The sequence below is a fragment of the Fretibacterium sp. genome (assembly GCF_057312375.1).
Genome location: NZ_DBHLDX010000061.1, coordinates 1 through 10,852, shown reverse-complemented (window position 1 = coordinate 10,852; position 10,852 = coordinate 1). Strand labels below are relative to the sequence as shown.

Annotated in this window: 10 protein-coding genes; all 10 read right to left on the bottom strand. The window is 63.4% G+C overall.

The features are described from left to right. Positions 1-320: 320 nt before the first annotated feature. The 10 genes from ACO41U_RS08480 to ACO41U_RS08435 all read right to left on the bottom strand — a co-directional run bounded on the left by ACO41U_RS08480 (position 321) and on the right by ACO41U_RS08435 (position 10,836). A complete protein-coding gene (locus tag ACO41U_RS08480) occupies positions 321-1,073 on the bottom strand; it encodes a class I SAM-dependent methyltransferase (protein ID WP_485943142.1) in 753 nt (250 codons plus the stop codon). Positions 1,074-1,221: 148 nt separating this feature from the next. Continuing rightward, positions 1,222-2,856 (bottom strand): dipeptidase, encoded by a 1,635-nt coding sequence (locus ACO41U_RS08475; protein ID WP_485943140.1) that lies wholly within the window; start codon positions 2,854-2,856, stop codon positions 1,222-1,224. Between the two features lie 215 nt (positions 2,857-3,071). Beyond that, complete coding sequence (locus ACO41U_RS08470; protein ID WP_485943138.1) at positions 3,072-4,238, bottom strand: succinylglutamate desuccinylase; 1,167 nt, start codon at positions 4,236-4,238, stop codon at positions 3,072-3,074. A gap of 12 nt (positions 4,239-4,250) precedes the next feature. Further along, positions 4,251-4,430: a hypothetical protein gene (locus ACO41U_RS08465; RefSeq protein WP_298780663.1), complete on the bottom strand. Its 180-nt coding sequence runs from the start codon at positions 4,428-4,430 to the stop codon at positions 4,251-4,253. A 30-nt stretch (positions 4,431-4,460) separates the two neighbouring features. Next, positions 4,461-5,777: a C4-dicarboxylate ABC transporter gene (locus tag ACO41U_RS08460; RefSeq protein ID WP_485943144.1), complete on the bottom strand. Its 1,317-nt coding sequence runs from the start codon at positions 5,775-5,777 to the stop codon at positions 4,461-4,463. 73 nt (positions 5,778-5,850) lie between these two features. Beyond that, the gene (locus tag ACO41U_RS08455; RefSeq protein WP_298780662.1) at positions 5,851-6,411 is read right to left on the bottom strand and encodes a DUF6305 family protein; all 561 of its coding nucleotides are present in this window, start codon (positions 6,409-6,411) and stop codon (positions 5,851-5,853) included. Between the two features lie 69 nt (positions 6,412-6,480). After that, positions 6,481-8,097, bottom strand: a complete 1,617-nt coding sequence (locus ACO41U_RS08450; RefSeq protein ID WP_485943136.1) for a dipeptidase — start codon at positions 8,095-8,097, stop codon at positions 6,481-6,483. Positions 8,098-8,339: 242 nt separating this feature from the next. Further along, complete coding sequence (gene pgsW, locus ACO41U_RS08445; protein ID WP_485943134.1) at positions 8,340-9,365, bottom strand: poly-gamma-glutamate system protein; 1,026 nt, start codon at positions 9,363-9,365, stop codon at positions 8,340-8,342. Beyond that, positions 9,362-9,823, bottom strand: a complete 462-nt coding sequence (locus ACO41U_RS08440; RefSeq protein WP_485943132.1) for a poly-gamma-glutamate biosynthesis protein PgsC/CapC — start codon at positions 9,821-9,823, stop codon at positions 9,362-9,364. The genes pgsW and ACO41U_RS08440 overlap by 4 nt, the downstream gene beginning before the upstream one ends. Further along, positions 9,820-10,836 carry a Mur ligase family protein gene (locus tag ACO41U_RS08435; protein ID WP_485943130.1) on the bottom strand — a complete coding sequence of 339 codons (1,017 nt, stop codon included), beginning with the start codon at positions 10,834-10,836 and terminating at the stop codon, positions 9,820-9,822. The genes ACO41U_RS08440 and ACO41U_RS08435 overlap by 4 nt, the downstream gene beginning before the upstream one ends. Between the last annotated feature and the right edge of the window lie 16 nt (positions 10,837-10,852).

Here is a 10,852-nt window from a genome sequence, read left to right as displayed (position 1 = left end):
CCCTAATGAGGCCTTTTTTCAATTTGCCTGTTGCTTTTAGCTTGACAATCTAGCCTTAAAAAAGCGAAGGGCTGCGGCTTATCCGTTTATCTCCTGGAATACGGAGCGGATCGGGCGCTTTCAAAACGGATAGACGCCTATTGCAGAGAGCACGGGTTCCTCTGGTACAACGCCGACGGGGTGGAGCTTCGATAAGATCATCGCATCTGACGAAAGCGCCCGAAGAGATTTTCCGGCGTGTCGAGAGGCAAGCCGCGGCCCATTCGCGTCTGATCTTCTGTCCGTTTTCGCCTCCCCTCTCAGAACATCTTCCGTTGCTTTCAAGCCCTTTTCACGCTTCTGGTCGCGATGTACGACGTGATGTTGTGGTCGCGCAGGTTCCCTGAGCCGTTCGTATCATCGTAGAGATGGGTCAAAATAAATCCGGCTTCCAACTGTCCGTTGATCTGCTCCTCCAGAGTGTGTGAAAACTGTATGCCGCCGTTGCTTTTCTGCATTTGTTTCAAGTGGCTGGGATGTTTTATCGGGTTAAACGGCAACACGTTGACGAGTGTTGTCTCGTCCTCGTTAAATGCATAATTGATGCCGATATCCAACCCTGACATCAGCACGCCGCCAGCCTTCAGCACCCGATAACATTCCTTCCAGATTGATTTTACGTCTTCGACATAACAATTCGAGACCGGATAAAAGATCAGATCGAAAAAATCATCTTCAAACGGCAATTTCTTCGTCATATCGGCATGGACGAGGGCGATGGCATAGCCTTCCCGCTCGGCCACGATCCTCTCGTTCTCCAACTGCTTCTCCGAATAGTCCAGGACCGAACACTCTGCACCTAAGGCCGCAAAAATCGGCATTTGTTGGCCTCCACCGCTGGCCAAGCCCAAAACCTTTTTCTCGTTGAGGTTCCCAAACCATTCGTGCGGAACGGTTTTTACGGGCGTAAGCTTTACGTTCCAACGGCCGTGGACCGCTTCAGAATATTCATCGTGACTGACGTATTGCCCCCATTCCCAGCCATTGCTCACCCACTGGTCTATGGTCTTCGCGTTGATCTCCGTGTAGTTCATAACAATACTCGCCATCCTTTTCAGGGTAGGGCATGGCCTGCGGCAGGAGTTTCTTGAAATCCGCCTGCTATAGACAAAAGCCCCCCGTCGTCGGACGGGGGACTTTCTGCGCCGCAGGGCGCGCTGTTCCGTTAATGCCGCAGACGCCCTACTTCTTAGGTTCCGCGTCCTGGTCGCCGAAGCCCACGGTCTTGAGCCAGTCCGTCGGGTAGCCCAGAGGCTCCATCGTGTCGGCGGTGATCCTGTAGCCGTCGTTGTACTTGCCCACAAGCGTCCAGGCCAGCGTCCACCAGTCCCGATCCACCAACTTCATGTTGTCGTTCACGTGCTTCGTGATCATCTCGGAGGCCTTCTTGGGGTCCTTCTTGTAGAGCTCGGCGGCCTTCTTTTCAAAGTCGGCCTGCTCGGCAAAGAACTTGCCCTCGAGGCGCTTCTGCTCGGCGCGGACATCGCCGATCATCGCAGCGAAGTTGAGGTCCGCCCAGTTGCCCACAAAGTTGAACGCCCACCAGGTGGACTTGGGATCGAACTTGACGCGGTCGCCGGTGTTGTAGGATTCGGGGACCTCCTTCGTTCCCGCGTAGATGGGCATGTAGCACGTCGTGATGGGCTGGTCCTCGCCGAACCAGGCCACGGCCGCCAGGGGCTCCGGCAGGTTGTCGCGCACCTGGCCGACAAAGCTGTAGCTGCACCGGAACAGGCTGATGCTGCGGTTCCAGTCGTTGCCCTTGCGGTCCTCAGGCTTCATGTCCTTTGTCACCGCGTAGCGCGTCGGGGTGCCGAACGGGCCGGCGGCAAGCCCCTTGGTCATGTCGAAGCGCGTGCCCTCAAGGACGTCGCGGCAGAGCGCCATCAGGTCCTGGGGCGTCACGGGCTTGTCGGGCTTCTGGAACAGCGGGTACTGCTCCGCCGCGTCCTCAGCCAGCTTCACGCTGGGGGTGAGCAGGTTGTAGGCCCGCCACTCGCGGCGCTGCTGGTAGTAGGGGGAGCCGTAGGGCTCCGGGTTGTAGAGCTTGTGGAATACGAAGGGCTCACCCTCCTTCCACCACCCCATGTCCTGAGCCACGGTCTTGACGTTCGAGGAGTACATGAAGTTGTCCTTGTCGTCGAAGTTGATCTCCGCGATGCGGGAGCGGTTGGAGCCCATGGCGTAGCTGTCGTCCGGGCACCGCACGGCCGCCCAGACCGCGCCGGGCTTGCCGCTCTCCGGCGTCCACAGGGGGCCGGGGCCGGTGATCTCAAACAGCCAGATCTCGTCCTTGTCGCCAACAGTCAGGGCCTCGCCGCCGTCGGCATAGCCGTACTTCTCCGCCAGCTCGCCCATGACCTTGATGACCTCGCGGGCTGTTGCCCCGCGCTGGAGGCCGAAGACTTCAAGCTGCTCGATCATGAACAGGCCGTTCTGACACTCGCTCTCCTCGCGTCCGCCCCAGGTGTACTCGCCCATCACGACGGACTTCTCGTTCATGATAGGGTAGCCCACGTGGAAGTAGGTGTAGGTCGTCTCCGCCTGCGGGATCTCTCCGACCTTCCTCAGCTCCTTGCCCGGCCGCGTCTGGTAACAGATGTTGTGGTAGACGGGGACCATCTCGCCCTTCTTGTGTTTGCCGCCAGGGATGACCTTCAGCCGGTGGTCGTACCAGCCGTCACAGGTGTAGGAGACGAGGACGGAGCCGTCTGCCGTCGCCTTCTTGCCCACCATCACGGACGTGCAGGCAAGCGCGGCCCCCGCCAATAGAGCGGTGAGCGCCGCAGCCAGGGCAATAACCTTGATCAATCGCATGAACAACAACCTCCTAAAAAATTTGAGATAACCAGGGCGCCGCACCTGCCGCACCCTGTCGCCGCAGGAGACGAGCCCCTGCGATGAACACAACGTAACGCACCAACTATCCAGAAGACCCGCGGCCGTATTGCGCGCCGCTGCAAAGGACCGGCAAGGCCGGCCGACCGTCCCGAATCAAACCGTCAGGGCGACAGGCTCTCCCCTGGCCCTTCCTAATCGTAAGCGACGCGGCCCAGCGGGGCCTCCGCCGGGTCGTGAAAGAAGGACCCGACCCCCTTCTCCTTCACCTCTGCGTAGCGCGGAACGCCGGTCAGCACGATCTCCCGCCCAGGCGTCATGGAGGAGAAGATGTCCAGGCACTGAAGGAACGTCGAGAGGTGGCGCCCCACTCGCACGTCAATGTGCCAGCCGTTTTCGTCGATGGGGGCGTAGAGCAGCTTGTGCTTGCCCGCCTCCACCACGAACTCGTCCTTGCCCTCCAGGACCAGTTTCTGATCGGTGACGCCCCGGATGCGGTCCAGCAGGGGCTCCGCCACTTCATAGAGCATGGACATGGCCTGGGTGTGATCCCCCACCTCGCGGTGCGACAGGCCGTGCAGCGTTTTGGGGGAGAACTCCATCCCGATGGGCACCTCGAACTCCGTGCCCGTCAGGATCATGGAGGCCATGGCCGCGATCTCCTGAGCCTTCTCGTGGGCGACGATGGTGTTCTCCACGCTGTACTCCAGCTCCGCCTCGTGGAGGTCCACCACGACGTCCACGCTCTCCGCGCGGATCATCTGCGCCAGGCCGTAGGTGGTCCGCTCCACCAGCAGGCCGTTGGGCCGGCCCGGCCAGCAGCGGTTCAGGTTACGGATGTCCATGTAGGCCAACATCTGCTTGCTAGGGTAGTGCACGTAGACCTCCGGGTCCGGCCAGGAATCCAGAGGGCTTCCGGAGCGGTCCCCAAGGCGCCAAGTCTTCTTTCCCCAGGGCGTCTTGATGTCGTAGAAGCTGGGGTAGGCCTCGCCGTTGCGCGAGTAGAGGGAACCGCTGGTGTTGGCCCGCGTCACGACGATCAGGCGTCCGGCCTCAGGCTTCGCGTTCTCCACCAGGATTTGCGCGGCCAGGTTCGCCGCGGGCTCCTCCGGGTGGGTGCCGCCGAGCAGCAGGACGCTGCCACCGGGTTTGCCGCTGTCAAGGAAATAGATGTTGCAGTCGTTGGCCGTGCCCTGCAGGGAGGGCTCGTAGAGGCTCAGCTTCTGCACCTGCGTCACTCCGGGGCCCAGCGCGACCGGTTCCTTGTAGTGCCGCATCGCGTAGAACTCGGCCCCGCTCCAAGCCGCCGCCGCCGTGCACAGGACGGCAGCCATCCCTTTGATCCACTTCAATTTTTCCATCGTCGTCGCCCCCTACTTGATGTGCAGAAAGCGCAGGACGAAGGGGATGAGGATCACGGCGTAGAGGACGGCCTCCTGCGGGTCGCGGGTCTTCTTGAAGTTCCAGGCCAAAGCGCAGGCGAAGAGGAGCGTCATGGCGTAGTAACCGTAGGTGATCACCTGATTGATCAGGATCATCAAAGCATCGTTCATCTTATACCTCCAGACGGGTTGTCCCACGGGCTACATGGCCAGCATGGAGAGCTCTTTGCTGTAGATGAGGAAGAGCGTGCAGCAGATGGCCACGAACGCCATGGGGACGAGGCACGCCGCAACGAAGTCGGAGTAGTAGCGTCCCTTGTAGTTCAGCTCCATCACCGAGGCTCTGCCGATGACGGCCGTCGGCGGCAGGCAGTCCCCCAGCGGCCACAGTACGGCCATGGCGGACATGGCCACGATGGGGTTCATGTCCTTCATGTTGAAGAGCATGATCAACGGGACGCCCAGGAGCGGGGCCACGGCGTACTGCAGGATGCCCTCCGAGATGGGAAGGATGATGAAGAGCGTCGCAAAGAGCGTCGAGAGCGGCAAGATCACGACGTGCAGCGAGATGACTCCCCGTGCTCCGGAGAGGGCCAGCACCTGGATCAGCGCGCCCACCACCACCATGATCCCCACGAGGGGCAGGAGCTTGTGGATCGTTTCGCACAGGATTTCCCACACGTCGAGCTTCACCGGCGAGAGGACCCAGACGGAGAACGCTGAGATCATGAAGATCATGGGCAGGCCCACGATGGGGAAGTCGAAGGGCCAGATGCGGCCCGCAGCCAGCAGGCCGCCGAAGACCACGAAGGGGATCAGGACCCGCAGCCAGTTCATCCCAGCCGGGGCCTCCGGCAGCCTCTCCAGGGCTTCCTCTCCCGCCGCGGCGCTGCCGCGCCCAGCGAGCCAGAACATGGAGAAGAGCGCCCCCGATATGGAGAGCACCGCCAGGGGACCGTTGAAGCCGACGTAGGGCATGTTCGCCCCTGCAGCGGCCATCATGGCCCAAAGGTTGATGGGGGGCGCAGCGGCGCTCATGGCCGCCGTCATGAAGATGGCCGCCGTCTTTCGGGTGTCGTCCACCCCCATGGCGGACAGCACGGAGCCCACCAGAGCCCCCACCGTCAGGACGCTCGTTGCCCCCGACCCGGTCAGGGCGCCTGGGATCAGCATCACGAACGTCAAGAGCAGCAGGCAGATCACGCGGCGGGCGTGAAAGGCCCTCACGATGCGGCGCACGATGAAGGCCACGCCGCCCGACTCCTTGATCAGGGCCATGAAGAACGTGGCGCTGATGAAGATCAGGCAGACGTCAAAATAGGTGAAGGTCCCCTCCACGATGTGGCGCAGGGGAAACTCGCTGAGAGCCGCCCCCCCCGTCGGCCAGGCCGCACAGTGGTACGCGGCGGCAGCGATGGCGGAGAACAGCATTGAAAGCTCCGTGGAGAGCCGAATCGCCTTCGCGATGAGGAAGGCCACGACGACGATTCCCAGGATGGTATAGGCATGAGAAAACATCAATTTTCCGGACGCCTCCTTTTTCGAGACTAAAAATTGGGGAGAGCGCAGAACGCCCGCCCCAATCGGTATCCTACTTCAGCTCCGCCAGCTTGGCGCCGATGGAGAGTGCGTCCTTTACGATGATGAGCTCCTTGCCCAGCTCCTTGGCGTAGTTCGTGAAGAACCCGTCGCTGTCGCTGTCCTGGATGATCAGGATGACGTCCGCCAAAGGCATGATCGCCTTGATGGTGGCCTCGTCCGAGGCATCCGTCCGGCGGGCCATGCCCTCGATGTGGGCCCCGATGACGAGGATGCCCTTCTCCTTCGCTGCCTTGATCAGCGCCGTGCAACGGGCGATCTCCTTGTCCACGTCCGTGCCGGCCGCGCCCATGCCCTTCATGCTGGTGCCCGTCGTCACGACGAGCGTCTTGCAGTCCATCCCCGCGAGCTCCTCCGCGGTGATCGTCTTGCTGGCCTCCGTGGGCATGACCTTGGCCTGCATGGCGGACATCTTGACCATCATGGCACCGGGGCTCTGCCCGCAGGTCGTCGCGACGATGGGAGTTTCCACCTTCGGCAGCTCCGCGGCAAAGGCGGAGGCGGCCGTCAGGCAGAGGGCCAGAACCAGCAGAAACAAACTCTTACGATTCATTCACACGATCTCCTTTCAAAATGTGGAACCGGCCGCAAAACGGCCGAACCCAAACGCCCGAAAGGGCGCTCAACGGTTGTTCGTGTACTTCGCGATGCTGGAGAAGTCGAGGTCCCAGTAGGCCTTCTCGGCGCGGTCCATGCATTCGATGGTGTACTTCGTCAGGAACTCTGACGCCTTCTCCGGGGACTCCTTATAGAGGTCGGCCGCCTGTTTCTCCACCTCGGCCTGCTTCTTGAAGAAGTCGTCCTCGATGGGGTTCCGCACGGCCTCAAGGTCCTTGATGGCCTCCTGGTAGCGCCAGTTCACCACGTCGTCCTGGAGCATGAAGGCCCACTGAGCGCAGTCCAAGCTCAGCTTGTCGCGGTCGAAGTGGGACTTCCAGCTCTCCTTCGTGTCGCGGGTTCCGGTGTAGACAGGCACGTAGAGGGTATGGGCCGGGTTGTCGTACCCGAACCACATCACGCCGCCCACCGGCTCCGGCAGGTCCTTCCGCATCTGGGAAACCCAGCTGTAGGCGCAGGCGTTGGTCGCGATGCTTCGGGAGTAGGGGATCTTCAGCAGGTTGCGCTGCAGGCGGGTGGGGAAGGGGGTCGTCAGCGGGCTGAGCTCCGCAACACCGTCCTTGCCCTCCACGATCCAGGCGGGGTCCATCGTCATGTCGAAGGGGCTGCCCTTGTGGTAGCCGCGGATGAAGCCCATGATGTCGCGGACGGAGAGCTTCTTCTCCGGCTTGATGGAGAAGGGGTAGGCGTTGACGGGTGCGTAGGGGTCCCACTCGCGGCTCGGTGCGAGGGCCTTGTAGATCGTGTAGAGGCGATTGCGAATCCAGAGGGAGCTCAGGGCCCAGTCGTCGTTGCCCGTGGCGGGGGAGTAGGCGGCCTGGAAGTCGAAGGGCTGGCCGCTGTCGGGGTCGTAGAGCTTGTTGTCGATGGCGTGCTGCATGTAGTTGTCCGAAACGATGAAGTTCTTCGTGTCCTTGGGGTCGATGAAGCGGATGCGCGCGATGTTGGGGACGACCACGACCTCGTCGTCCGGCACGCGCTGGGCCGCCCACACGGAGCCCGGCTTGCCGCTCTCCTGCGTCCAGCCGAAGCCCGTGCTGAACACGTGGAATATCCAGGCCTCGTCCGGGTCGGTGATGGTGAGGCACTCGCCCTCCGTGCCGCAGGAAGGCATGAAGCCGTACTTCTGCGAGAGCTCTCCGATGACCTGAATGGCCTCCCGCGCCGTCTTGGCGCGCTGCAACGCGAGGACTTCCAGCTGCTCGATGGCCAAGAGTGCCCTGCCACCGGGCATGGTCTTCAGGATCTCCTTCTGGCCGATCGTGGTCTCCCCGATGGCAACGCGGTGCTCGTTCATCGCGGGATATCCGACGTGGAAGTAGCCGTAGGTTTCGGCGACCTGGGGAATCTCCCCAACCTTGACCCAGCCGCCCGGCTCCTCGCCGACGATGTTGCGATAGACGTCCATGTTGGTCCCCGAGGGGTACTTCTGGCCGGGGATGAAGCGGATCTGGGCGTCGTAGTAGGCCCCATCCGCCGTGTGGCAGGTCATGACGGACCCGTCGACGGACGCATCCCTGCCGACCACCACGTCGGTGCAGGCCAGTGCAGGAGAAAACGACAGCAAACACAACGCCGAACACAGAAATGTGCGGAACAAACTGCGTCTGGAACGAAACATGCCAAAGATCTCCTTTCCTGAGTTATACGATTGAAAAGAAAATGAGCGCCGCCGGGAGCCCGTCGGCCCGACCACCCTCCGTCCGAGTCTCCCGATCCTCACCATTATATCAGCATTGTCCTGGGATTTCATACCTCTAAATTCCAAATTTAACGATAATATTTTAAAAAATATTTTTAAGTATAAATTTATTTTATGTACGGATTACAGAACGCAGGAAGAGACGAGAGCTCAACCTTCGGTCACTCCCCCTCCCAGCCCCATCGGCGGTGCGTGGCCAAAACCAGGGCGAAGAGCAGAAGCCCCGTCGTCCCCACCAAGACGCTGCGCCCCCGGACAAAGGTCGGACGCCGCGCCTCCCAGGCCACGCCGCAGGCGTCCGCCATGCCGCGGAGGTAGAGGATGTGGACCACAGGGTATCCTTCGCGCAGCGCGCGCCCGATTACGCCGTCGCCCCCGTCCTGTCGCGGCAGGATGAGCCCTGGGGGGAGGCGCAGGACGTCCGGGCTGTCCCCCATGTTGCCCTCAGGGCCGCCGACGCTGACCACCAGCCTTGTCCGCCCCTCGCGGACGAGCTGCATCTTCGCCTGGACGGCCTCTTCCAGGTCCCCGTTGACCAGGAGCGGCAGGCCCTCCGCCTGAGCCGCTGCGGTCAGGATATCCCGTGCCTCTTGAGGCATCCCGCCCCCGTTCTCGCTCCCACCCCCCAGCGTGCAGAGCACGGGACGGGTGCGCAGGAATCCGGCGTCGATCAGGGCCTTCGACAGCACGGGCCACGGCGCCTCGGGGCGGTTGGCCCCCCAATTGGAGGCCCCCAGGGAGACCCCCAGGACCGTATCGAGGCCCCTCGCCTCCGCGGCAGCCAGGACGGAGTAGATGGCTCCGGGAAAGGAGGAGGAGGCGAGGACCACGACCCGATCTCCCTTCACGAGCCCCAACTCATCGAACCACCGCAGCATCTGCACCGCCCAGAGCGGGTCCGTCGCGCAGCACTTGGCCTTGAGGTCCCCCTGCGTCGTGGTGGTCACACTCCACTCCAACCCGATCAGTCCGCTGTGGTAGGGGTCTGCCCCTTCGTCGCGGGGCAGGTCGCGGCGGCCCAGCTCCTCCCAGAGGAAGGCCTGAGCCGCCAACACCTTGTCGTACAGCCGCTGTTCTGCCGGGCTGAGCGGCGGGGTCCACGACAGCCACAGCGCGGCCAGCGCCGCCGTCAGGAACAGGAGGCGCAAGGGGGAGCCACCCACGAAGGGCGCCCTGGCGCCCCTCATCCGAGGAGTCCCCGTATCAACCCCACGCCGAAGGAGGCTGCAATGGCGCAGGACGTTGCCCCGCACACCGTCATGACCGCTCCCTGCCGCTCCGCATCGGCGGCGATCAGCCCCGGCACGACCCACCCCAACCAGGGCGGCGAGGGGACGACGAACAGCAGGGCCAGGTGGGCGGCCAGGGCCAGCAGTATCGCCGCTCCCGCCCGCTCCCGCCCGTAGAGCGCCAGGGAACGGGCGACGAAGGACAGCACCGGCGCCAGAAGAAGCCCCATCGCCAGCGCCGCCACGACCCGGGCCGGCGAAGCGGCGTAGAGCGCCATGAGCCCCGGCGTCACCAGCCCTCCACACCCCCAGCCCGTCCTCCTGCTCCAGACGAGCCCCATCAGGACGCCCAGGGCCATCGTGACGCAGCCCCACGCCTCCGCCGCGTTCAGAGAACCGATAAAAGGACCGTTCATGACGCCTCCTCCAGAGACCGTTCCGCGCTCAGCAAAAATTCAAGCGGCCACCCCGCGACGTTGCCGCAGGCGAACACCTTGCCTCGCCCTCTTCGCCACGCCGCGAAGGACGCCGGATCCGAGACCTCATCCGTCCAGCGCAGGCGACCGAGGCGGAGCCATGGCCGCGAGGTGCGGGTGAACGCGGTCGACCGCCACGGCAGGGACCGGATCCAGGGGAGGAAGGTCCGAAGCCTTGCGGGCCGATCCGGACGGTGGTGGAAGAGCAGCGTCGTCTCCTCGGCCCTCCAGCCCGTCGCGATAAACAGCTGTTCCGTGCTGGCCGTTTCGTTCGCCGAAAAGGCTGCCGCCAGAAGGTCCTCGCCCTCGCCCAAAATTCGGAAGTCCGCGACGTCCGGGGGAAGGAACTCCATGGCGCGCTGCGCTGAGGCAAGGGCCTCGGACGAGGCCAGGCCCAGCCCCTCCAGGGAGAGGGTCAGGGCCTTCATCGCCAGGAGGACGTTGCCCTCACGAAAGGAGAAAGGCAGGTCCATCAGCGTCGCAGGCCCGCGCGCCTCGAGGACGCGGGCCACGAGGGCCGCTTCGGGGCCAGCCAGGACGGGAACCCCTTTGGGAACCCCCTGCAGCAGCGCCTCCGCCGCCCCTCGGACGCCGGGTCCCCAGGCGTCTTCGTGGTCGGGCCGCAGCGTGGTCCAGACTAGAAGCGTGGGGTCGAGCCAACGCCCCGCCGCCGGCTGAAGGAGAGGGGACACGGCGCTGTTCTCCATCACCAGGGCCTCCGCATCCATGGGGATCTGCGAGAGCCACCAGCGCATCTCCCGAAAGCTCACGGGCGAGGTCCGGCGGATCACGCGCTGACCGGCGGGCGATAGCTCTCGCGGCAGCACCCCGGTGACGCGGGAGTGGGTCCTGAGCCCGACGGCCGACAGCCCCGCGTGCAGAAGGCGAACCAGACTGCTCTTGCCGCGCGTCCCCGTCACGAGGATCCTGATGCCCACACGTTTCAAATCCATGCAGCGTTCCTCCAGC

What these genes read in the sequence shown, in the direction of transcription:
- ACO41U_RS08480 (WP_485943142.1), bottom strand. Translation starts at nt 1,073, where the DNA reads ATGAACTACACGGAGATCAACGCGAAGACCATAGACCAGTGGGTGAGC.
- ACO41U_RS08475 (WP_485943140.1), bottom strand. Translation starts at nt 2,856, where the DNA reads ATGCGATTGATCAAGGTTATTGCCCTGGCTGCGGCGCTCACCGCTCTA.
- ACO41U_RS08470 (WP_485943138.1), bottom strand. Translation starts at nt 4,238, where the DNA reads ATGGAAAAATTGAAGTGGATCAAAGGGATGGCTGCCGTCCTGTGCACG.
- ACO41U_RS08465 (WP_298780663.1), bottom strand. Translation starts at nt 4,430, where the DNA reads ATGAACGATGCTTTGATGATCCTGATCAATCAGGTGATCACCTACGGT.
- ACO41U_RS08460 (WP_485943144.1), bottom strand. Translation starts at nt 5,777, where the DNA reads ATGTTTTCTCATGCCTATACCATCCTGGGAATCGTCGTCGTGGCCTTC.
- ACO41U_RS08455 (WP_298780662.1), bottom strand. Translation starts at nt 6,411, where the DNA reads ATGAATCGTAAGAGTTTGTTTCTGCTGGTTCTGGCCCTCTGCCTGACG.
- ACO41U_RS08450 (WP_485943136.1), bottom strand. Translation starts at nt 8,097, where the DNA reads ATGTTTCGTTCCAGACGCAGTTTGTTCCGCACATTTCTGTGTTCGGCG.
- pgsW (WP_485943134.1), bottom strand. Translation starts at nt 9,365, where the DNA reads ATGAGGGGCGCCAGGGCGCCCTTCGTGGGTGGCTCCCCCTTGCGCCTC.
- ACO41U_RS08440 (WP_485943132.1), bottom strand. Translation starts at nt 9,823, where the DNA reads ATGAACGGTCCTTTTATCGGTTCTCTGAACGCGGCGGAGGCGTGGGGC.
- ACO41U_RS08435 (WP_485943130.1), bottom strand. Translation starts at nt 10,836, where the DNA reads ATGGATTTGAAACGTGTGGGCATCAGGATCCTCGTGACGGGGACGCGC.